The organism is Candidatus Babeliales bacterium, assembly GCA_036260945.1.
Taxonomy (GTDB): Bacteria; Babelota; Babeliae; order Babelales; family JACPOV01; genus JACPOV01.
In genome coordinates this window covers 716,858-737,477 of record DATALT010000002.1, presented here as the reverse complement: position 1 = coordinate 737,477, position 20,620 = coordinate 716,858, and the positions used below count along the sequence as shown (strand labels likewise).

The window sequence follows — 20,620 nt, the reverse complement described above, 5'->3', positions numbered from 1 at the left end:
GGACAAATGCGTTTTATATTCGGATTATTTTTTCTTTTCACAATTTCGCAAAATATTTTTTGCAAAGTAGAGCAAAGCTACTGGGTAAATGTCCAAAATTTTTTTGGAATGAATTCACCAGAAAATGCGCGCTGTAAATTTATCGAAAAAACAATTCATAATAAGCAGTTTGAAACGATTTACGATCTTATTAAAGATGAAAAATATCAAGAACAGCGTAGTTGTTATTTGCGCGGCAATTGTGAAAAACATCCGATGGATGAGTTTGTGCAAGAATTGCAAAAAAATGGCCTGACCGTAAAAACGTTTGTAAAAGAAGTGTTGAAGGAACAGGGAAAACGTGCACTTGAAATAACAAAAAAAGATTTGGGCATATCTGATCAATCGGTAGAGAACGTAGAAAAAGAATTAACAAAATTGGAAAATTATCAAAAAAAATTATCGCAGCAAAAAATTTCAATTTACCCGGATAGGGATTTTCTTAGGCGAGATAATTCTTTAGCGATCACTAAAATGATCGAAGAGATTTGCGAGCAGGAACAGCTAAAAGGGTCTTTAAAAGTTACTTACGACAGAAAAAATAATGCCCGCATCGCTGCAATGGGAGAAGCTATTAAACTCACAAAGCGGCGTACTAAGACATCCTCCATTTCAATAGTAAAACAGCCGCGTGACCAAGTCTTATTATTAGGAAGAAAGTTTTTTTGGCTCACTCGTGATCAGCAAAAAGCAACATTACTTCATGAGATTGCTGGCCATGGGAAAAAGCGAGATCATGCATACAGGATAATTTTTTCGCACTTGATTACGGTTGGTGAAAAAAAAATTGAATTTTCTGATCTCTGTCTATTCGCTGAATATCGTGCGGACCAGCGACCTGCAGCTCAAAGACTAGATCATGCCTTGCTGATTGAAAACTTTTTAGCAGGCCATGCATTTCATGAGAACAATGGAGAGTTGTTGGTTATGATGGAAGAGTTGTATGGCAAGCCACCAAGCACACATCCCGATTCTATTGATCGCTACTACGCTGTCAAAGTGATTCGACAATTGCATCAGACAATGCATCGATTAAAAAATAATAAAGTTCATGGACGTTATTCTGAAGACCAATATTTAAAATATATAGTTGGTTATGAATTTATGTGGGATAGATGGTGCTACGAACAAAATCGCAGTGAACAAGTTGAGAAATATTTTCATCAATGGGAATAATTAAACATTTACTTATTAATAATGTGCGCCACCTCATTGCACCATCATTTTGTACCTATTGTGGCATTATTCTTTTTGAAAAAGCATGGTGGTGCGCGCAATGTGCAGCTCAAGTAAAGCCCGTTGTTTCAAAAACTATTGAAGTCACTAAATCTTTTCAGATGCCAGTTTTTGCGGCCGGTGTTTATGAAGAGCCACTCAAATCGCTTATTCTTGGAAAAAGTTGGTCTTCCCGCGTTGCCAGTGTTCAATTGGGAGAGTTAATTTGGCAACGCACTGCAATTTCTGTTTTAGATTTTGATTATATTGTTCCAGTGCCTTTGCACTGGCGGCGTTATGCATGGCGCGGATATAATCAAGCAGAGGTGATTGCGCAAACAATAAATAAAATTTCTGGAAAGCCGATTGCGCAGATCATAAAACGAAAAACATCGACTCCTTATTTATCATCCAGAAAAATTCACGAACGCTCCGAAATTATTTGCGATGCGTTTGCTCCAATCGGAGATTTAAAAAAGTATGATGGCGCAACTCTTTTGCTTATTGATGATTTGCTGACAACTGGAGCCACATTACACGCAGTTGCGCGCACTATTTTATACGGGTGTAAACCCGAAGCGCTTTACGGAGCTGTTGCTGCACGCGTTATATGATTTTGCAACGATTTTCGTTCTATGGTACGCTACCACCAGAAAAAAATAATTATATGTATCAAAGAAAGGATCTCGTGAAGATGCATCTTTATAGATCACTCCAAGGAGTGTTTGTTTTATCAATTTTAGTAGTTTTGCCTCAATGTGATTTTTTTGGCAGCAAGAATGAAGAAAGAAGCGAATCATCTGCCGCTGTGGATCAAATGCCAGCGGGAAGTGGAGAAGTTTTACTTTCTATCGATGGCAAACCGCGCATTACAGTTGATCGTTTTGAAAATTATGTAAGCACTGTTCTTGAAGCGCAACCGCAATTAAAGCAGCTTATTGCGCTGATGCCAGATGCTGAAATGGAACTTTTCAAGAGCATGGCAAATGAAGAAATGCTTCAAGCTTGGCTTGCAAAAAGTGGCATAGACCAAAAAGACGCATACAAAAAAGATCTTCAAATGATCGTTGATTTCGGCAAGCGTCAATTGGCGGTAAAATATTTCCAAGAAGCTCACCCAGTAAATGTGAGTGAAGCGGAAGTGCGCAAGTATTATGATGAAAACAAGAAAACCATTCCTGAGCTCATGATGAATCGCGGCGGCGTTGCAGCGCAAATTGCAACATTTGATAAACCATCAGATGCTCAAGCATTCTTGGCAAAAGTGAAAGAAGGCAAAGCTGATTTTGAACAAGCAGCACGAGAAGCAAAAGGCAACGTTAAATCGTTCCAAGAAATTAATGAAATGAGTTTTGATGTTGATCCAGTGGTTCGCGAAAAAATAAATGGCATGAAGAAATTCCCTGCTATTGAAATGGCTTCAGGTAAAGACAAAACGTGGGTTATTAAAGCAACCGCTAAAAAAGATGCACAATATGTGCCGTTCGATCAAATTAAGCCCCGCATAGAGGCGTTCTTGCAGCAGCAAAAAATGGGCGAATTGTTCAATAAAGAGCTCGAAAGCCTCCGCAATGAGTTCAAGATCGTTGAAAACAAAGACTATTTTGAGCGAAAAAAGAAGCTTAAAGAAGAAGAAATGAACAATATGATGGAAAAGGGTGGCCAAAAGCAAAGCATGAATCAGGGCGATGAAGAGCAAGGGGACAGCATTTCCCAAGCGCCATCAGCCATAAAGGGTGCATAAGGCCAGTTGCGCATTAGCGTGAAACATTTTAAGCTAATAACCAGAAGGGGCATTATATCGGTGCCCCTTCTTATTTTGACCCCAAAAAACTTAAGAGTTTGTTTGGGGACCCCGAATAAAAAATGAGATCTCTGGTAAAAAAGGCAAGGCTGGGAAACTACTTTAAAGGATGACTCGAATGAATATGCGTAATTTTCTCCTCTTAATCGTTTTGCTAGCCGGTTTTAGCTCTGGAGGGTTTTGCAAGCCTTCTACCTCCCCTAAAAAGCAGGCAACGGTTACTAAGAACGCTTTACCGGCAACTGCGCCTAAAAAAGCAACGAGCGTAACCAACAAATCAGCGCAAAAAAAACCTGCAGCGGCAACGCTTGCTGCAAAAAAAAGTGATGATTCATCTAAGGCACAAAAAGGCTCTAAAGCCAGCAAACAACTGACCCATTCTCAAGAGATAAAAAAGACCGACGATCCGCTAGCGGATAAGAAAATGCTCGTCGTTGCGCCCCCAAAACCCATGAAAGCGGGCAGAGTTTATCTGGATGGGGTTGCCTGCGCAGTTAACGGCCCAGAGAGATGCCAAATTTTTTGCGAGACCGACAAATACCGGCCAGGTTTAGCGCCAATGGCTGCTCGCACTGATGCTGAAAAACTAGAGATGTTTGCGTTTAATGAGTTGGTTTATCAAAATTGGATGCAGCTTATTGAGCGCCAAAAAATGGACCCGAACGATAACTCAATCGTCAACAATTATATTGATGGCCTCTGCAGACAAAATAATTGGAGCATGAGCGATTTAGAAAAAATTCTTGCGCAATCTGGCTATACGCTGCAAGAAGGTATTAAAGAGCTGAAAAAAATGTACGCGGTCAATTATATGAGCGAAATGAAAATGCAAGGCGTTGTGGTACCTGAAAATGAGATAGAAGCCTATTACAAAGAGCATCCAATTTATAATGAACCTCGAGTAAAAATTTCAAGAGCATTTGTTTCTTTTTCTCAAGTTAGTTCTAAAGATGAGTTGGTAAATAAAATTGCCGCGGGCGATACTTCATTTATTACATCTTGGGAAGATGAGTTTTGGCTCAAAGAGAGCGAAATGGCGGAGCATATGCGCTTTCTATTATCGCTGGATGTAAATAAGATTTCTGAACCACTAGAAACGAATGGCGGCTTTGAACTCTTTAAGGTATCGGCAAAAAAACCGCAGCGCTTAGTTTCTCTCAAAAAACGCTATAAGCATATTGTTGCAGAATTGCGCCAAGAGAAATCGGTCGATCTATTTAAGAAATATAAAGATCAGCTTTTTGATTCTGCATCGATCGTTTATTATTCTCACGATGCAACAACAAGTGCATAAAATAGGATCTGAAACTCTATTTTTTTCAGTCATTCCCACTCGTTATTTCGTTTAGAGCCAGTTCATCTTTGAGTGCAAGCGCTTTAGCAATAAGATTTTCTTTTTGCGCTGCTAGTTCTGGCTTGCCGGAAAAATAGAGATCCAAAATAGTTTCTAGATCCATATCAACTTTTAAATTGGATCTTTTTTCACGATTTTTTGGTTGGTGCACCGGAATAATGCCTACGACATGCAGTGCTGAAGCGCATGCGCGTTCAATTTTAGATAAGTCGACCGTATCTTTTATTGTTGGAGCGACGTGATAAATAATTTTCAGAATTGCTTGGGCGATATCGTGCTCTTTGAGTGCATCAAGAATTTGTTGTGTGTGATCGCAATCTGCTTGTAAATGAACTTCGATTTGAATAAAAGGGCGTGCGGGCGTTTTGATAAATTCGTACGATGTTTTCCCTTTTTGGGAAATCCGTACATCGCAAAAACCTTTTTCTTCCTTTCGTTCCCCAAAATCTATTCGTTCTGGCGATCCTGAATAAACTACTGGCGGGTGCGCGTGCGCATTTAAATCTTGAAAACGATGCAAATGGCCAAGGCCGACATAGTCAAACGGCGCAATTGCTAATTGTGATGGTAAAAAAAGTGGATCATTTCCGTATACCGCTCGTTTTTCAGAACCAGAAAAAATTCCTGAGCTTACGGTTAAATGCCCAGCAAGAACTGAAGGCAATTGTGGATCAAGTTGGGTAATTAAATGCTGCAAAATTGCGACCGTTGATTGAGAAATATAATCGGTTAATTCTCCCGCAGATTTGAACATATGATTTTGCGATGTGGCGATCGTTGTACGATTCGGCCACGGGAGCCCGACAATATTTACCGGCCCACTTTTTGTTTGTAACACAAACGCATGCGGCTTTGCCATTACATGAAAACCGCTTAGTGGCAAATCATTAAAGAGATCAAGCGTGTGCGCTTTTCCAAAGCTGAGTGGATTATCATGATTACCGACCACCATAACGAGTGGAATTTGTGCTTTGTGCAGTTTCAAAAAACATTTAAGCAAAAGGCGTTGCTGCGTTGGGCTTGGATTCGTTGTTTTATACGCGTCGCCCGAAAATAAAAAGAAATCGACTTGTTCTTTAATTGCGTACTCGATGCAAAAATCGAGCGCTCGTTCAAAATCCAGCAACCGAGTATGAATCCCTGTTGCTGGATCAATCTTGCCATAATTTTCGACGCCAAAATGAATATCAGCGGTGTGTACAAAACGTATCATGTGTTGCCAGAAAGTGCCGAATCGTTATGGGTTTTGAGTGCGCCGACAAATGAAACCTGTTCTGTTTCATTTACAGTATCTTTTGGTTTATCTTCACCTTGCTCAAATTTCTTGCGTAACTTGGCAGCATATCCTTCTTTATTAATCTGATATGCGCGTGCAATAGCAAGAGCATCTGCAGGAACTTGTTTATTAATTACAGAACCTGCTGCAGTATACGCATTTCTACCAATAGTTACCGGTGCTATCAGTGTACTATTGCTGCCAATATAAGCAAAATCTTCTATTGTTGTTTGATTTTTAGTTACACCATTATGATTGCAGGTTATGGTGCCGGCTCCTATATTTGCATGTTCGCCAATGCGCGCATCGCCAAGATAAGTAAGATGTTTTGCTTTGCTTGCAATTCCTAAAGAGGTTGCTTTAAGTTCTACGAAATTACCAACAACCGCAGTTTCTTTAATTACCGATTTGCCGCGAATATGAGCGAACGGCCCGATTTGTGCATCCGATTCAATAGTTGAATCTCGTAAGACGGAATGCGAATAGACGATAACGTTTTGGCTAAGTGTGCAATTATCAATAACGGCAAATGGTTCGATAGTGCAATCCGCGCCAATAACGGTTCCATTAATAATGTGCGCACCGTAGCTAATTGTCGTTCCTTTTCCGATCGAAACATTTACGTCAACATGCACCGCTTGTGCTGCAAAGAATCGTACGCCACGTTCCATCCACATCGAAATTAATTCTGAACGTTTAATTTGTTCGGCCGACCAAAGTTCTTTAAGCGTATTAATGCCGCGAATTGTATCAAAAGATGCTTGAATGGTAACAACGTTTTGTGCTTTTGCTATAAGATCGGTTAAATAATATTCATTGCTGGCATTTTCTGTACTCAACGTATTCAAGTATCCTTGCGCAAAAGATTTCTTGAAAATATAAATGCCTGCGTTAATACAGCACGACTCGTTTGCGATGGTTTTGAGATCTTTTTCTTCAACGATTTTTATTTTTCCGTTTGTCTCAATTACTCTGCCGTAGCCAGCAGCGACTGGATGATCGCAATGCGAAACAACAAAAGAAACTTCAGCATTTGAATCGGTATGTTTTGCAATAAGCTCTTCAATAATTGTTTCTGTTACCAGCGGCATATCACCATTCATCACCAGAAGATGATCAGCATGCCAAAAGGCTTGAGAACACATCAACGCATGCCCAGTTCCTTTTTGCTCGGATTGGAGTGCGATCGTAAGCGCTGGATGATGAGCGGTTACTGTTTTTTTTATCGCATCAGCTTCGTATCCTAAAACAAGAGTCGTTGGTAAATTGAGTGACTCTAAAAGTTTTGTTGTATACAAAATCATTTCTTGTCCGCATACGCGTTCAAGTAATTTTGTGCGGCCTGTGTTAAATCGTGTTGATTTACCAGCCGCTAAAACAATCGCTTGGATCGAAGGCGATTTCATGGTGTCTCCTTTTTTGAGTTCAAGTCGTGAGTTTCATAATTTAATAAAAAAAAGTTTCGTGATTTTTCAATTGTAAAAAGCTTAAACGCGAGTTCCTGCTAATGTCAATTTTCATTGTAGCGATGTAATGCGCAAAATTTCTTTAAAAAAAACGAAAATTGGTTATGATTAAGATCACACCTTTGCAAATAAGGTGACGGTACGCTGGAGAGATGGTTGAGTGGTTGAAAGCGGCTGCCTCGAAAGCGGTTATTCCTAATTAAATTGGAATCGGGGGTTCTAATCCCTCTCTCTCCATAAAAACTGTTGCTTTTTAATGCATCTAAAATCAGGATGATAGAGTATGGTGCGCCTTCGAAAAAACCTTCTGCTGTTCACCGTGATCTGTTGTTGGGGCATATCGCTTCGTTCAATGGTCTTTGATAATAGATATTTCCCCTTGTTTCCGCATACATTTTCGCGTACACCGGCAAAAAAAACTTATGCTTCTGCAGATGCTTTTTTTATGCTCGCGCATAATGCTACCGATGAAGAAGATATCACGTTTGGTATTCCTGAAATTTGGGGCCAGTATGATTTAATAAAACTTGCAAATGCGTTTGTACTTCTGGGAAACGCAAATCCACTTGCACCCAATTTTGACCAATTTAGTTCTATTATTTATAAAATGTCTGGCGCAATCGATTCCCAAGGTATTGAATGGGCGTATGAACACCGATTTACGAAACATTTCTCTATTGGTTTCAATGCATTTTTTATGCATCTTTTTTCGCGCATTAATTTTCATTTAGATGACCAACTCATCCGGCAGTACGGATTGAGTGAAGACCAAATTTTGCAGCTTGATCAAATTAGAAGGCAGTTACAAAATTCGCTTGGTTTGCAACCGACAAAATCAAGCACGGTTGGATTTTCCGATATCGATCTTTATTTTAGATTCGGCAAAATTTGGGAATATTTCTTAAAATTCAAACGCATCGATTTAGGAATTCGTGGCGGTATGATGATCAATACCGGATTAAAACGAGATGTCAATAATCCTGCATCGCTTCCGTATGGCGGCAACGGTTTTTTTGGTCTTTATTTAGCAGGTGATGCAGAATTTGAGTTGAAGGAAGATTGGAAAGCGGGGCTTTATGTGCGCATGAGTAAACGATTTGCGCGTACATTCCCGAATAGAATTCCTATTGCAAACGAGCAGCCGCTTTTTGGTGCTGTTCTTGGAGATTTGCGTGTTGATCCTGGATTAACATTTGCAATCTCGCCCTATGCTCGAGTAGAAGATATTCGCGATGGACTTGGCGGTCAGTTGCAATATACGGCCGTAGTTCATTATGATGATTTGTATGTCGATAAGCGCGAAAATCCAGTACCTTCTGCAACATTACAAGCATTGAACGATCGTTCAGATTTTGGATCTGAATATTTTACGGTGAATTTGTTTTATGATTTCTCTCGCGTGCGCAAACCGCATTGGTGCGCACCGATTGTTCAGTTACAATGGGATATGCCGGTCTCGGTACTTGCTGCAAAACGTGTGAGCAAAACGCAGCGATTTTCTTTAGGATTGTTACTTAGTTTTTAGAAAAAAGATAAAGGTGGGCCACTATGAGATTTTTTCCTGCAAAAAAATTGTTTAGCGCTTTCTCGACCGATTTAGCGATCGATTTAGGAACTGCAAACACATTAGTTTATGTACGTAATCGCGGTATTGTTCTGGATGAACCATCTGTTGTTGCGGTTAAGGCAAATACAAATCAAGTGCTTGCTGCAGGGCGAGGCGCTAAAGAAATGTTGGGCAAAACTCCTGAAAGTATTGTTGCATGCCGCCCAATGCGTGATGGCGTGATCGCAAATTTTGAACTTACAGAAAGCATGCTTCGTTACTTTATCCGTAAAGTGCACGGCAATCGCCGCATGCTTATCAGCCCGCGCATGATTATCGGTGTTCCATCGGGCATCACTCAAGTAGAACGCCGCGCCGTTGAAGATTCAGCAAAACAAGCTGGTGCGCGCGAAGTGTATACTATTATGGAACCGATGGCGGCAGCAATTGGCGCTGGATTGCCAGTACAAGATCCATCATGCAGCATGATAGTTGATATTGGCGGTGGAACAACCGAAGTTGCAGTGATAGCACTGAAAGACGTTGTTTTTTGCCGTTCAGTTCGCGTTGGCGGCGATGAGATGGATCGCGCAATTGTACAATATGTTAAGAGAAAATATAACTTGCTTATCGGTGAGCGCACCGCAGAATTGATCAAAATTCAAATTGGTTCGGTGATGCCGGAGTCAAAAGATGAATCGATGGAAGTTAAGGGGCGCGATCTAGTGACCGGAGTTCCAAAAACAATCATTTTGACGAGTGCTGAAGTGCATGAGTCTTTACTTGAAACAATTGCTACGATTGTGGACGTGGTGCGCGTGGCGCTTGAAAATACACCGCCAGAACTTTCTTCAGATTTAGTTGATAAAGGAATTGTGATGGCAGGCGGTGGTTCGCTTCTTAAGGGGCTTGCTCAATTGATTTCAAAAGAGACCGGCTTGCAAGTTCACCTAGCTGAAAATCCACTCCTTTGCGTTGTGATGGGTGCCGGAAAAGTACTGGAGCAATTAGATTTCTTCAAGGACGCACTTCTAAAATAATTTTCCATAGCTATACCAGGGAGCCACTTGCAAAACGTGGCTCTTTTTTTTTGAAACGTGCTATTACTAACAAAAATAGGGTAGGGAATGAATGTAAAACAATTATTGGGGATTTTTTTTCTTTCTGGATCGATAGTTACGGCGGAAGAATCATTATTTCTAAAAAAATTATTATTTTCAAAAGAAATTATGTGTGGGACGGCTTTATTGGGAGCCGCGTGTTACTATAATGCTGATTATATAAAAAATAAATGCACAACATATAAAGAAAAAACGATATGGAAGCAGTCATCTCAAACCGATTTTACCTCAACGGGCAAAGAAATAGTTTTTTCTAATGACGAGATTAAAAAGAAAATGAAGTCGATTCTCATGCCAGGAGAGGTACAAGAGGAATATGAATTTTATGATACTAATAAAAGACTTATAGAATCAACAGCACCCGCGAGCCCTGAAATGAAAGATGACGAAAAAATTCTCGAACATCTTTCGGAAATAAGAATCATCCCTAAGCGGCATGGTATTGAGAGACAGATGACCGTTTTTAAAAAGATCGAGGATGGGCAATGGATTCGTAAAGTAATTACTCAAGTTTCGGAAAAAAGTAAGATCGTTGAGATCGATCAAAAAAAAGAACAATCATTATTGCGGATTCGCAAAATTGTGCAAGGAGTGGGTTGCGGATTGATTTTAATCCGGGCAGCGCGGCGTTTATATAATTGCTTATATTCATAACCCGTTTTAAATTACAAGAGCAAAAAAACTTAAATGGGGAAGAAAAATTAGCCTAGGCACCGCGTTAGGGATTTCACTTTAGGGCATCTTTCTTCAGAACAAATAATTCTTTTGAAATTTCTGAAATTCGTAGATCGTGTGCCCTGGCCTGCCGCTTTTTCTATAAATAAAGCCATAAATGCTGTTTTTTTACTGGTCTATGGTACACTAAAACGGTGTTACTTAAGGATCTAAAGATGCATTTTGCTCATGGCATTCAAATAAAAAAGCAGTATGGCCAGCATTTTCTCCGTTGGCAAGTAGTGATCGATCATATGATCGAGCGCGTATCGCTTGATAAGAATAGTTCTGTATTTGAAATCGGTTGCGGCGATGGTTTTTTAACTCGCTCAATTTTAAAACAGCCAATCAAACAATTGTGGGTTTTTGAAATAGATCCACAATGGGCAGATTTTGTTCGTAAATCGATGCCAAATAAGCGGATGACTATTTATGAGCAAAATATTTTAGATCTTGATTGGTCGATTTTCGAACCTGATCAACCATGGACTCTTCTTGCCAATCTTCCTTATCAAATTACATTTCCTATTTTGCATATGCTGCAAAAAAACAGGCATCTTTTGCACGAAGGCGTCATTATGGTGCAGGAAGAAGTCGCAGAAAAATTGCTCAAATCGCATGGCCGCGGCTATGGGTATCCCTCGCTGTTTTTCCAATACTATTTTAATTGGGAAAAGCTTGATAAAGTGCCGCCTCAAGCGTTTGAACCGCCTCCAAAAGTGCACTCACGTTTATTATATTTTAAGCCAAAAGAAAATGTTGCCCCCATACCTGATGAACCAGCGTTCTGGGATTTCATTAAAATGTGTTTCCGCCAACCGCGGCGTACGTTGAGAAATAATATGCAACAAACCCATTTTGATATATCGATTATTTCTGAAGAATTATTAGCTTTGCGTGCACAGCAAATGAATATAGACGATTTTCTAACGCTTTGGAAAAAACTTAATTCTTAGTCGCGTATTTAACCGCATCAATCTCTTGGTTTGCTTGACGAATAATATCGCAAATCCGTTCATCAAATATTTTTGTATTAAAATTTTCAGGCCGGCATGCCAGCGCTTCATCTTTTAGTTGCTCAAGGAGAGATATCGGGATGAACGGCATACATATTCTCTTGCAGCCAGGTATTTTAACAAACATAAATTCGCGAGTTGGATGAATTTCAACAGAACCGTGGCATCCCTGTCCATGAGCATTTCTCATTGCCTGCGCGATAATTGGCAGGAATACTGCTACGGGGAGGGGATAGAGTGGAAATTTTGGGCGATAGCTGGTTGGCGACCAACCAAAAGACCAGAGCTCAGAATGGCCCGGATCAGCATTTCTGCTATGCAATCGATTTTTTATGACGCACCTTTGCATATCCACACAGCAATTTTTTCTGCATCGTTTTGTTGAATCGCGCCTAAACTTTAACTGTACTTGGGTTATTCGGTTTGAAAGAGGTTTTTGCCGAGACGGATAAAAGGCGCGGTCAGAGAACAAGATTTGTGAACAGAAAAAATCTAAACGCTGAATCCGATCCCCTTCAGAATAGAAATTATCAATTCTTTTAAAAAATGAACAATCGGCCAAATCGTACGATTCAGGAAGAATTGGGACGCCAATCAGCCAAAGATCTTCAACATGAAACGTGCAAGAATCAAAAAGTGCTAAGCGGAGCGCAAAATTCCCCCCGTGGCTATAGCAAACTAATCTAATTCGGGGTTCTTTTCCTTGAGCACGTAGAGCGTTTACGAGTGCTTCAAGATCTTGATAAAAAATTTGGGCTTCAAGCGTCCATAATCGCTGACTTAAAAGGCCAGACCAACCAAACGTATAATAAAGATTCTCGGGCATTTGCGGATTGGCCGATTTTGCAATTGCATCAAAACTGCGAGCAATAACGCCTGATGCGTATCCTTTTTCATAACAATCCAAATCGATTTTCTTTAAACCCATTTCTTGCATTGCATGATATTGATAGAAAAAATCGTCTTTGCGTGTAAGTTGAACGGCTCTTTCATATACCGAATTGCTGATATCGTCTCTTAAAAACCGGATAATATTAGCGGTGGTAAGATGAGGTTTAATACTCACAATTCCATGAACAAAAATAGTAATCCATTGTTCCTCCGCGCAAAATAATGCGCGTGAGCAAAGAGTGAAAGCGAAAATGGAACTTAAAAAATATTTGGGTAATCGCATAACATTCACTATTTTCGATTCAGTTATTTTCCTAGTTCAATCGTATCAATTTTTTGAAGCGCGAGCTATCGTTTTTTGCGTTATCGTTTCTATTGTGCGGTTCTCTGCGCTCTTTGTATAGTATAATTAAAATGGTGGGTGCGCTTTCTAGGAGAATGGATGTTCCCTAAAAAAAATATCAAGATTGTTTTTTTATTTGGTGTTTTATTGTACGACGTGCAGATACTCGCTATTCCCAAGTATTCTCGCTGGAACATGCTTTTATTGCCAACATATTCATTAGCACTTTTGGTCGGCGTTGTTGGTGGTGAAATTGGGGGGGCAATACTAGCAGGATCAGCTATAGGCATCGATAGGCTCTGCATGACTTTTGTGCAAAGAGATTTACAAACCATTTATATTCCTCGGCCAGACATTTTATCGCCGAGTAGAAAAGCGCGTAAAGATAGATTGCCAAATGATGTTCAACGACTTATTAATGATTATTCGAAAAATATTCAAGAAATTACTGCCAAACAAGTTTTTGGATCAACTAACGCAAAAAAAACATACAAATTTTCTCAACACTATACTTCGTTTTTTTATACCATAAAAAATCGAGGGATTATTTCTGGTGAGGTCAATAATGGAAAGTTTGAGCCCCTCGTAATTATTTATAAAAAGTCGAAAGTTATCGATCATCGCTGGAGCAAACGGGCTGTCATTTTCGGATCGATTTTAGCGGGGGTTGGAATCGGTTGCACAAAAGCCTTAAAAGGAACGTAGTTTCTTCAAAAAAATAAACAAGGAAAAACAAATGAAGATGCATAATTCAAATCCTACCGCAGGAATTACACTAAAGTCGTTTGCACCATTATTTTTCATTTTAAGTATTATTTTATTGTTCACAGTATTGCGTAGATTCATTTACGGTTGGAACATTATTGATGCAACGAACGATTTTATGGGAAGTTTTTTTATTGTTTTTAGTCTTTTTAAAATCTACAATTTGCATGGATTTGTTGAAGCATTTTCAATGTATGATCTTATAGCAAAGCGATCAATCGCTTACGCGTATATCTATCCATTTATAGAATTTTGCTTGGGCATTGCGTATCTCACTGGTATTTATCCCATTGCTACTAATGCGATAACTCTTTTTCTCATGAGCGTGGGAAGTATTGGCGTTGCTTACGAACTCGCGCAGCATAAAGAAATAATATGCGCGTGTCTTGGCGCAGTTTTTAAAATACCCATGACCTACGTTACGCTTCTAGAAGATCTTTCGATGGCAATTATGGCGCTCGTGATGCTTATTTATTATTATCGCTAAAATTTCTACATCGATATCAATTTCTTGAATCATCATTGATCGGTTGGTTAAGGTGAAAAAAACCAAAAGGAGTCAATGATGAAAAAAATTCTTTTTATAATGGCACTTTGTGCCGGATTGGTATCGGGTAATTTTTTTGCGATGGAAGCGCCGCAAGTGCCAGACACAAAACAAGAGCAACTCGAAGTTTCTGATCTAAACACACCAGATGAATCAGCCTACTTAGCATCTCGCTCGTGTGGTCTCTCACATGCAATAAGTAGTAAGGTTGTGGCAAACGAGCCGGCTAGAACAATGTTAGAAGAACAATGGGGCTTCAAGGGGGATATAAGCAATGAGAATAATAAAGTTCTGTATAAAAGAATGAGAGCATATAGAAAAACATGTGAAGAGGCTGCAAGATGTGCCGCGGATAAAAAAGACGAAATCGAAAAAGAAGAAGCGGCGTTGTTAGAAAATCCTTTGCGTGTGAAGGGCAGTTATCTAGGAGCAGGTTTTGCGCAGGCAATAGTCGGTATGGGTTGTCTTGCTCTTCTTGCCTATGATATAAAAAATATGATCAATGGCGGATTGATTGAAAAAGAGTCTTTATTTACAGCGCAAACAGCTCATTTAGGAACCATGAAAGCTTCAGCATACGTAATGCTATGTTCGGGCTCATTATGGGGATTGAAAAATGGCTTTTACAATGTAAAAAAGGGAGCAAATCTAGCAAAAGAGCTTGAGCTCGAAAAATTAATTGCTCGTGATAATGAGATTTTCTTTAGCGAGATAGGCAAGTTTATGAGCGGGATGCGCAAAGCGAATCCTAACCTGAAAACACCAAAAGGGCAAAGAAATAAGAAAACAGCAACGATTAATGAAGCGAAAAACACCGTTAATCATATTTAAAGAAAAAAGTTAGCTAACAACTGATGCCAAATGGCCCATAGAAATCTGATATGGGCCCGCTTTTGGGGGAGAACCATGTGCGTACTACTTATATGGTTTTTTTTCGTTATCAATATAATGACGCACATCTTTGGAATGGAAACCGTAGTAACGACAAAAAATTTAACTGTTCCATCGGTTAACATATTATGCGCATTGAGCGAAAATAAGCCGATTGCAAAAGGCGTAGCTGAATTATTCAGGATTGATACACTGACTTTGAAGAATAAACAATTCGAAGAACTTTGGAGTACTCGCAAAACATTTGAGGCTATTAAGATAGGATTCGCCAATAATCCGGGATTTAGTGATGTAATTAAAAATGGGGCTGAAATTAAAAAACTTCTCATTGATAAGGAAATGAGCGAAAAGTTAGAAAAAAAGAGCTCTTACCAAATCCGAGGTTTATTACTGGGCAGTTTTCAGGTGGGTGTAGCAATAGGTTTAATCAGTTTAATTGTATACGATTCAAAAAAAATGTTGAACGAGATATTTGCTAACAGAACAAATAATATAGAAATCTTGAAAGCTTCTGCGTGCACCCTAGGGCTTGGATTTTCTTCATGGAAATTGGCTCTTTCTGGTTGCTGGGATATTAAAAAAGCAATTGGACGAGAGCTTTATTGCAAGAATCAGATGAGCATCGCGAAAGAAAATATGCTATTGGCTGTTAAATTGGATCAATTCAGAAACAGATTGGATAATCCTAAACAGAGCGAGCTTGAAAATATTGATTCAAGTAGCAGTGAATATGGAAGCAGCGGGGTTTACCCGAGTAACCAAGACAGAACGAAGGATACCTAGCGTAAATTTTTCCGCTTTTTAAGAAGCACAGGAACTAAAGCTAGTAAACCTAAGCAAAAAAGCGCTGCAAAAAGATGTGGCGATAAAATATCACGCGGTGAGTTTATAGTGCACAGTTGGCGCCCAGCATAGGTATAAATCATTGTTCCAGGAATAATACCGAGAGCGGTCGTCCATGCAAAGGTGCTGAATGAAATCGTTGTAAGACCAGCAATGATATTAATCAAGAAAAATGGAAAAATAGGAATAATGCGCACCATCAGAAAGTAGTAGCTCCCGTATTGTTTTAATTCATCATTAAATTTTTTTAGCTGAGCAGAATAGCTTCTTTGCACCTGCTCTCCCAATAGATAGCGTGTTGCAAAAAATGCGAGAGATCCGCTTACGGTTGCGCCAATAATAATAAAAGCTGTTGCTTTTAAAACCCCGAATAAAAAACCACCGGCAAGAGCAAACATGGCAGCGCTGGGCGTGAGAACCGTAACCACAATATAAAGCAATATATAGATGATGCTTGCTTTGGTTTGGCTATTTTGTACATGTAATAGAAGCTCTTCTTTGACTTCATTAAAACATGCAAAACTTAAATAGGATGAATGTTGTGCAAAGTAGACTGAAAAGCTCATCAAAAGGAGAAGAAGAAGAAGAGTAATTTTTTTTTGTTTTGAAATGATCATATTCTTTTCAAAATGTTAAAATTTTATTTCACACGTAAACGCAGCTCGAAAATCAAAGAGGCGTTGCAATCCATATCTATTTTGTGCGATAGGCACTTGAAAACTTCCTTCCATTAGGAAATTTGCTCGTGTCCAGCTCAGAAGTGGCCCGAAAAAATAACTGCCTGGCCAGTATTTTGCAACTTCTTTTTAAACAAAATATCTTGTTCATTTATAAGTGTAACAAACTGCATAATATAGTAAAAAGATGACAGAGAGTCTTCATCAAAGTGCATGGTCCATCAAATACAAGTCCTAGATCTATTTCGTTTCCGTTTTTTTAATCGGCGTTTGCTTCTGGCCTGCCGGGCGAACGGCTGACCGATATATCAACGACGCCCTATTTATTATTCAATTATTTCATCGCAACATTCTGCAGCTTCATCGCATTTTGCTATGCAATCAAGAGTGGCATTCATGCAGCCTTCGTTGCCAGTACGGCATTCTTCGATACATTTTTTACAACTATCGACCACATCGTGGCAGATTTGCATACAATTATCGTAAAGAGAACGACCAGCAAACGAGCCATCTTTGAGTTCTTGTTTGCACCATGCGATCGTTTGATTGCATGTTTCAATAGTAATTGACCATTGTTTAACAGCTTTTCCAACTGCCTCGGCGCATTCCGGTCCGTTGCTGGTGCTGCACATATCAACGAGATCTTGGCATGCTGTGATACAATTTTCACATTCAACAATAGTATTATTTAAAATTTCTTTTGATTGTTCTGTAAGCTTTGGCATGATCTACTCCTTTTTTTGTTTACCATAATTCAAGAAAGCTTCGTTCGTCAATTACTTGGAAGCGCTGAGCATCTTGTATTTTATTGGGACTCTGCGGTAAAGTGAAATCGATTTACTATTAAAAGGAGCCGGCGATGAAAAAACTGATAAAAATCGCGCTATTAAATTCATTTTTTTTTATAACTACGTTATCCCATGCGGTGGATTTTCAGCCTCTTTGGACTATCGTGGGTGCAGGACCAGCAGGCCTTGCGGTAGTTGGATTGCTTATTGATTTGGGGGTTGATCCTGATAAGATTGCTTGGATCGATCCTGAATTTGATGTAGGCCGACTTGGCCAATATTATTACACGGTACCTGGAAACGCTACAACAAAGATGTACATCGACTATTTGAGTGCATGCAATACATTTCAGGAATGCGCGCCCGAAGCACTTGATGAGTTGAAAAAGCTTGAATTAACAGCTGCGTACCCGCTGCACGTTATTATTGATCCTTTGAGGAAAATTACCGAATGTTTGAAATCAAAAGTTCACGCAATACATGGGAAAATAAAATCGCTTCATTTTGATAATGAAACGTGGCATGTAGCTACCGAAACGAGTCACTTTGAATCCCGTTATGTTGTGCTTGCTACCGGTTCGCATCCTAAAGAGCTCGACTATCCTGTTGAGCATAAAATTTCATTGGATCTTGCGCTTAACAAATCGTTTTTGGCACAGCATGTACACAGCACAGACACGGTGGCAGTAGTTGGCAGTGCTCACTCGGCTATGCTCATTCTGAAATTTCTGTCTGAGTTGCCGGTTGGAAGAATCGTGAATTTTTATAAAAATCCGCTCGTTTATGTTATCGATCATGGTACATGGGTTGAGCATCAGCAAGCTGGGTTGAAAGGAACAACCGCAGAGTGGGCAAAAAATGTTCTGGAAAAAAATCCGCCAGCTAATTTAGTACGAATTTTTAATACGCCAGAGTCTCTTAATGCTTGGTTACCGATCTGCAATAAGATCATCTATGCTGTTGGTTACGAACCGAATCAATTGCCTCCTATCAACGGTAAAACAGAACTCATTTATGATGATATATCGGGAATCATAGCACCGCGCTTATTTGGAATAGGTATCGCATTTCCGGAAAAATATGCTTATCCAGATGGAAGCACCGAATATCGAGTCGGGTTACGTTTTTTTATGGAATATGCGCAGCGTGTTGTTCCTGAATGGATGACCAAAAAAGCGGTGATGAGCAGATTCGCTTCGTTTGAATCATTATTCATGATCGATGTACTCTAGTTTAATTTGCAGAAAGAATGAGGCGTTGCTGTTTTGCAACGCCTCATGTTTTTAAAGGTGAGGAATCATGTTTGCAGGGCTTAAACGTTTTTTGTATACCTACGGCGTCTTGCTCAAGGGATCTCTTCGAACAACCTTTCAACTTATCTATGGGGTCTGGAAAATATCAAAATTACCGCAACCTATTGTCACCGTTTTCGGGGGATCTCGCCTTGAGCAAGATACGATCTATGCACGCCAAGCGCATCTCCTAGCACATAAATTAGTCGAGCTTGGAATATCGGTTATTACAGGAGGCGGACCAGGTATTATGCAAGCAGCGACCTGCGGCGCTCGCGCAGAAATTCCAGATTCTTCACGCGCTAGAACGCTCGGGGTACTCGTTAGTGGCTTGTCCGATTCTGAGCCGTTGAATGAGTGCGTGATGGACGATTATGTTGTGACTGACTATTTTTTTGCGCGTAAATATTTATTAATTAATTACTCGGTCGCATTTGCAGTTTTTCCCGGGGGATTTGGAACGTTGGAAGAATTAACTGAAATATTAACATTAATGGAGACAAAAAAATTATCTGTAGCTCCCGTTGTTCTCATCGGTACAGAATATTGGAAACCATTTTTATGTTGGCTCAAAGATTATAGCCTCAGAGAGAATTTGATTAGGCAGGAGCAGCTTAATTATATTAGGGTGACCGATGATCTTGATGAAGCTGTTAAGCTTTTGCAGCATGCATGCCAAGAATGTGCGGATTTGCTGAAAAAGAAATAGGGGAATGGGTGAAAAATAAAAGAGTTCCTGTTGTCGCTTCGCGTTGGATTACAAGTCCGATGTTTTGGTACGGATGGTTGAAAGTCATACGCATGCCGCAGCCTATTGTAACGATATTTGGCGGTAAGGAAATGCATAAGAAAGATGAACCTTATGGGCAAGCGTTCAAATGCGGATCTCTTTTGGCAATTCGTGATTTTTCATTATTAACTGGTGGGGGTCCGGGAATCATGGAGGCGTCGCTTTGTGGTTTTCAAAAGGAAAAAGATAAAAAAGGGAGTGCGCTTGGCATCGGTGTTCGGGGCGTAGATGATCATTTTCATTTAGCCTGCGATGCAAACTTTGTGGCTATGCCTTCATTTGCCGCACGCAAATGGCTGCTCATTCGATATTCGGCCGCTTTTATTATTTTTCCTGGTGGCATAGGCACTTTGGATGAGCTTGCTGATACATTAAATACTATTAAATTTTCAATTATACCGCGCGTGCCGGTTATTCTTATTGGCACCCACTACTGGAAGCCTTTGGTAGCTTGGTACAGCCAGGGGTGTAATCAGTCGTACATTCGTTCAGATTTGGCCGATGTGCTGACGATTACAGACGATGTGCGCGAAGCAGTTGACCTCATTTACGATACACGTTTCAAGATATGAGGCAAACTAAGTTCTTCGTATCCTTCAATAATATGATGTGCTTGCTCAAGTTGTGACCTGCGTTTTGCTGTATTTATACCGATGCAGAACATCCCGGCACTTTTTGCTGCCGCCAAACCGTGCGCCGAATCCTCAATAGCGATGCAGTCTTTCGGGCTCATCCCGAGTTTTTCGGCCGCATGCAAATAGATCGCTGGATCAGGTTTTCCTTTGTTACTGACGCGCGATATTGGATAAATATGTTCACCAAAAAGTTTCGAAAGGCCAAGCGCTCGATCGGTGATCGCTACCGTTTCGTCGTGTGCATTAGTCGCCACGCCCGTCTTTAGATTATGTTTAATCACGTCACCGTGAAAACTTAAAAATCCTTGAACGAACCGCACTTCGTGCACATACAATTGGTTTGCGCGTAGCGCTTTTTCTTCCGTAAGTACTGCGAGCGCATCAGGTAAATCAAAATGGTTCTTTAAAAAAGTACAACTTTGATTGAGTGCGAGGCCGTTCAATTTTTCTTGCAGCAAAAGCTCGATTTCTGATGAAACCGCAATGCCGCGATGGTTGAGCAATTCCTTAGTTGCTCGTTTCCAAATATGTTCGGTATCAACGATTGTGCCATCTAAATCAAAGATGACGGCTTTATACCGATTTATCATGAATTCCCTTTCGGTGT

Annotated in this window: 22 protein-coding genes and 1 tRNA gene; 17 read left to right on the top strand and 6 right to left on the bottom strand. The window is 40.0% G+C overall.

Translation table 11 applies throughout. The features are described 5' to 3' along the window. Nucleotides 1-6 precede the first annotated feature (6 nt). From VHO47_04330 to VHO47_04315, 4 genes are all read left to right on the top strand, one after another. Nucleotides 7-1,215 carry a hypothetical protein gene (locus tag VHO47_04330; GenBank protein ID HEX2978317.1) on the top strand — a complete coding sequence of 403 codons (1,209 nt, stop codon included), beginning with the start codon at nucleotides 7-9 and terminating at the stop codon, nucleotides 1,213-1,215. After that, on the top strand, nucleotides 1,206-1,868 hold the full coding sequence (locus VHO47_04325) for a phosphoribosyltransferase family protein (GenBank protein HEX2978316.1): 663 nt from the start codon (nucleotides 1,206-1,208) through the stop codon (nucleotides 1,866-1,868). Before VHO47_04330 ends, VHO47_04325 begins: the two co-directional genes overlap by 10 nt. A gap of 80 nt (nucleotides 1,869-1,948) precedes the next feature. Then, nucleotides 1,949-2,998 carry a peptidylprolyl isomerase gene (locus VHO47_04320; protein HEX2978315.1) on the top strand — a complete coding sequence of 350 codons (1,050 nt, stop codon included), beginning with the start codon at nucleotides 1,949-1,951 and terminating at the stop codon, nucleotides 2,996-2,998. A gap of 178 nt (nucleotides 2,999-3,176) precedes the next feature. Further along, nucleotides 3,177-4,352 carry a hypothetical protein gene (locus VHO47_04315; protein HEX2978314.1) on the top strand — a complete coding sequence of 392 codons (1,176 nt, stop codon included), beginning with the start codon at nucleotides 3,177-3,179 and terminating at the stop codon, nucleotides 4,350-4,352. A gap of 25 nt (nucleotides 4,353-4,377) precedes the next feature. Here VHO47_04315 and sbcD read toward each other — a convergent pair whose 3' ends face one another. Both sbcD and glmU read right to left on the bottom strand, forming a co-directional pair. Beyond that, nucleotides 4,378-5,625 carry an exonuclease subunit SbcD gene (sbcD, locus tag VHO47_04310; protein HEX2978313.1) on the bottom strand — a complete coding sequence of 416 codons (1,248 nt, stop codon included), beginning with the start codon at nucleotides 5,623-5,625 and terminating at the stop codon, nucleotides 4,378-4,380. Next, nucleotides 5,622-7,094: a bifunctional UDP-N-acetylglucosamine diphosphorylase/glucosamine-1-phosphate N-acetyltransferase GlmU gene (glmU, locus tag VHO47_04305; GenBank protein ID HEX2978312.1), complete on the bottom strand. Its 1,473-nt coding sequence runs from the start codon at nucleotides 7,092-7,094 to the stop codon at nucleotides 5,622-5,624. The genes sbcD and glmU overlap by 4 nt, the downstream gene beginning before the upstream one ends. Before the next feature lie 206 nt (nucleotides 7,095-7,300). On the opposite strand from glmU, the gene VHO47_04300 reads away from it, so the two are divergent. The 5 genes from VHO47_04300 (at nucleotide 7,301) to rsmA (ending at nucleotide 11,491) form a co-directional block, all read left to right on the top strand. Next, nucleotides 7,301-7,391, top strand: a tRNA-Ser gene (locus VHO47_04300). Between the two features lie 46 nt (nucleotides 7,392-7,437). Next, nucleotides 7,438-8,679, top strand: a complete 1,242-nt coding sequence (locus VHO47_04295; protein HEX2978311.1) for a hypothetical protein — start codon at nucleotides 7,438-7,440, stop codon at nucleotides 8,677-8,679. Nucleotides 8,680-8,702: 23 nt separating this feature from the next. Further along, nucleotides 8,703-9,740, top strand: coding sequence for a rod shape-determining protein (locus VHO47_04290; GenBank protein ID HEX2978310.1), 1,038 nt, complete (start codon nucleotides 8,703-8,705; stop codon nucleotides 9,738-9,740). A gap of 87 nt (nucleotides 9,741-9,827) precedes the next feature. After that, nucleotides 9,828-10,475, top strand: coding sequence for a hypothetical protein (locus VHO47_04285; protein ID HEX2978309.1), 648 nt, complete (start codon nucleotides 9,828-9,830; stop codon nucleotides 10,473-10,475). Between the two features lie 236 nt (nucleotides 10,476-10,711). Next, nucleotides 10,712-11,491 carry a 16S rRNA (adenine(1518)-N(6)/adenine(1519)-N(6))-dimethyltransferase RsmA gene (gene rsmA, locus VHO47_04280; protein ID HEX2978308.1) on the top strand — a complete coding sequence of 260 codons (780 nt, stop codon included), beginning with the start codon at nucleotides 10,712-10,714 and terminating at the stop codon, nucleotides 11,489-11,491. Here rsmA and VHO47_04275 read toward each other — a convergent pair. Then, the gene (locus VHO47_04275; protein HEX2978307.1) at nucleotides 11,481-12,617 is read right to left on the bottom strand and encodes a hypothetical protein; all 1,137 of its coding nucleotides are present in this window, start codon (nucleotides 12,615-12,617) and stop codon (nucleotides 11,481-11,483) included. The two genes, rsmA and VHO47_04275, sit on opposite strands and share 11 nt — an antisense overlap. A 76-nt stretch (nucleotides 12,618-12,693) precedes the next feature. Between VHO47_04275 and VHO47_04270 the strand changes: the two genes are divergently transcribed. The 5 genes from VHO47_04270 to VHO47_04250 all read left to right on the top strand — a co-directional run bounded on the left by VHO47_04270 (nucleotide 12,694) and on the right by VHO47_04250 (nucleotide 15,771). Further along, nucleotides 12,694-12,846 carry a hypothetical protein gene (locus VHO47_04270; protein HEX2978306.1) on the top strand — a complete coding sequence of 51 codons (153 nt, stop codon included), beginning with the start codon at nucleotides 12,694-12,696 and terminating at the stop codon, nucleotides 12,844-12,846. 38 nt (nucleotides 12,847-12,884) lie between these two features. Beyond that, on the top strand, nucleotides 12,885-13,490 hold the full coding sequence (locus VHO47_04265) for a hypothetical protein (protein ID HEX2978305.1): 606 nt from the start codon (nucleotides 12,885-12,887) through the stop codon (nucleotides 13,488-13,490). Nucleotides 13,491-13,521: 31 nt separating this feature from the next. Next, nucleotides 13,522-14,037, top strand: coding sequence for a MauE/DoxX family redox-associated membrane protein (locus VHO47_04260; GenBank protein HEX2978304.1), 516 nt, complete (start codon nucleotides 13,522-13,524; stop codon nucleotides 14,035-14,037). A 75-nt stretch (nucleotides 14,038-14,112) separates the two neighbouring features. Then, on the top strand, nucleotides 14,113-14,928 hold the full coding sequence (locus VHO47_04255) for a hypothetical protein (protein ID HEX2978303.1): 816 nt from the start codon (nucleotides 14,113-14,115) through the stop codon (nucleotides 14,926-14,928). Between the two features lie 195 nt (nucleotides 14,929-15,123). Beyond that, nucleotides 15,124-15,771: a hypothetical protein gene (locus tag VHO47_04250; GenBank protein HEX2978302.1), complete on the top strand. Its 648-nt coding sequence runs from the start codon at nucleotides 15,124-15,126 to the stop codon at nucleotides 15,769-15,771. On the opposite strand, the gene VHO47_04245 is transcribed toward VHO47_04250, so the two are convergent. After that, nucleotides 15,768-16,448 (bottom strand): TVP38/TMEM64 family protein, encoded by a 681-nt coding sequence (locus VHO47_04245; protein HEX2978301.1) that lies wholly within the window; start codon nucleotides 16,446-16,448, stop codon nucleotides 15,768-15,770. The genes VHO47_04250 and VHO47_04245 overlap by 4 nt on opposite strands. A gap of 386 nt (nucleotides 16,449-16,834) precedes the next feature. Continuing rightward, entirely contained in the window at nucleotides 16,835-17,233 is a 399-nt protein-coding gene (locus VHO47_04240; GenBank protein ID HEX2978300.1) for a hypothetical protein, read from the bottom strand. Nucleotides 17,234-17,367: 134 nt separating this feature from the next. Between VHO47_04240 and VHO47_04235 the strand changes: the two genes are divergently transcribed. From VHO47_04235 to VHO47_04225, 3 genes are all read left to right on the top strand, one after another. After that, nucleotides 17,368-18,528 (top strand): FAD-dependent oxidoreductase, encoded by a 1,161-nt coding sequence (locus VHO47_04235; GenBank protein HEX2978299.1) that lies wholly within the window; start codon nucleotides 17,368-17,370, stop codon nucleotides 18,526-18,528. Nucleotides 18,529-18,595: 67 nt separating this feature from the next. Next, a complete protein-coding gene (locus VHO47_04230; protein ID HEX2978298.1) occupies nucleotides 18,596-19,297 on the top strand; it encodes a TIGR00730 family Rossman fold protein in 702 nt (233 codons plus the stop codon). Between the two features lie 8 nt (nucleotides 19,298-19,305). Beyond that, nucleotides 19,306-19,950, top strand: coding sequence for an LOG family protein (locus VHO47_04225; GenBank protein HEX2978297.1), 645 nt, complete (start codon nucleotides 19,306-19,308; stop codon nucleotides 19,948-19,950). On the opposite strand, the gene VHO47_04220 is transcribed toward VHO47_04225, so the two are convergent. Further along, nucleotides 19,926-20,603, bottom strand: a complete 678-nt coding sequence (locus VHO47_04220; protein ID HEX2978296.1) for an HAD family phosphatase — start codon at nucleotides 20,601-20,603, stop codon at nucleotides 19,926-19,928. The genes VHO47_04225 and VHO47_04220 overlap by 25 nt on opposite strands. Between the last annotated feature and the right edge of the window lie 17 nt (nucleotides 20,604-20,620).

What these genes read in the sequence shown, in the direction of transcription:
- VHO47_04245 (HEX2978301.1), bottom strand. Translation starts at nt 16,448, where the DNA reads ATGATCATTTCAAAACAAAAAAAAATTACTCTTCTTCTTCTTCTCCTT.
- VHO47_04325 (HEX2978316.1), top strand. Translation starts at nt 1,206, where the DNA reads ATGGGAATAATTAAACATTTACTTATTAATAATGTGCGCCACCTCATT.
- VHO47_04330 (HEX2978317.1), top strand. Translation starts at nt 7, where the DNA reads ATGCGTTTTATATTCGGATTATTTTTTCTTTTCACAATTTCGCAAAAT.
- VHO47_04315 (HEX2978314.1), top strand. Translation starts at nt 3,177, where the DNA reads ATGAATATGCGTAATTTTCTCCTCTTAATCGTTTTGCTAGCCGGTTTT.
- VHO47_04260 (HEX2978304.1), top strand. Translation starts at nt 13,522, where the DNA reads ATGAAGATGCATAATTCAAATCCTACCGCAGGAATTACACTAAAGTCG.
- VHO47_04220 (HEX2978296.1), bottom strand. Translation starts at nt 20,603, where the DNA reads ATGATAAATCGGTATAAAGCCGTCATCTTTGATTTAGATGGCACAATC.
- VHO47_04290 (HEX2978310.1), top strand. Translation starts at nt 8,703, where the DNA reads ATGAGATTTTTTCCTGCAAAAAAATTGTTTAGCGCTTTCTCGACCGAT.
- VHO47_04320 (HEX2978315.1), top strand. Translation starts at nt 1,949, where the DNA reads ATGCATCTTTATAGATCACTCCAAGGAGTGTTTGTTTTATCAATTTTA.
- VHO47_04230 (HEX2978298.1), top strand. Translation starts at nt 18,596, where the DNA reads ATGTTTGCAGGGCTTAAACGTTTTTTGTATACCTACGGCGTCTTGCTC.
- VHO47_04240 (HEX2978300.1), bottom strand. Translation starts at nt 17,233, where the DNA reads ATGCCAAAGCTTACAGAACAATCAAAAGAAATTTTAAATAATACTATT.
- glmU (HEX2978312.1), bottom strand. Translation starts at nt 7,094, where the DNA reads ATGAAATCGCCTTCGATCCAAGCGATTGTTTTAGCGGCTGGTAAATCA.
- VHO47_04255 (HEX2978303.1), top strand. Translation starts at nt 14,113, where the DNA reads ATGATGAAAAAAATTCTTTTTATAATGGCACTTTGTGCCGGATTGGTA.
- VHO47_04285 (HEX2978309.1), top strand. Translation starts at nt 9,828, where the DNA reads ATGAATGTAAAACAATTATTGGGGATTTTTTTTCTTTCTGGATCGATA.
- VHO47_04295 (HEX2978311.1), top strand. Translation starts at nt 7,438, where the DNA reads ATGGTGCGCCTTCGAAAAAACCTTCTGCTGTTCACCGTGATCTGTTGT.
- VHO47_04270 (HEX2978306.1), top strand. Translation starts at nt 12,694, where the DNA reads ATGGAACTTAAAAAATATTTGGGTAATCGCATAACATTCACTATTTTC.
- rsmA (HEX2978308.1), top strand. Translation starts at nt 10,712, where the DNA reads ATGCATTTTGCTCATGGCATTCAAATAAAAAAGCAGTATGGCCAGCAT.
- VHO47_04265 (HEX2978305.1), top strand. Translation starts at nt 12,885, where the DNA reads ATGTTCCCTAAAAAAAATATCAAGATTGTTTTTTTATTTGGTGTTTTA.
- VHO47_04235 (HEX2978299.1), top strand. Translation starts at nt 17,368, where the DNA reads ATGAAAAAACTGATAAAAATCGCGCTATTAAATTCATTTTTTTTTATA.
- sbcD (HEX2978313.1), bottom strand. Translation starts at nt 5,625, where the DNA reads ATGATACGTTTTGTACACACCGCTGATATTCATTTTGGCGTCGAAAAT.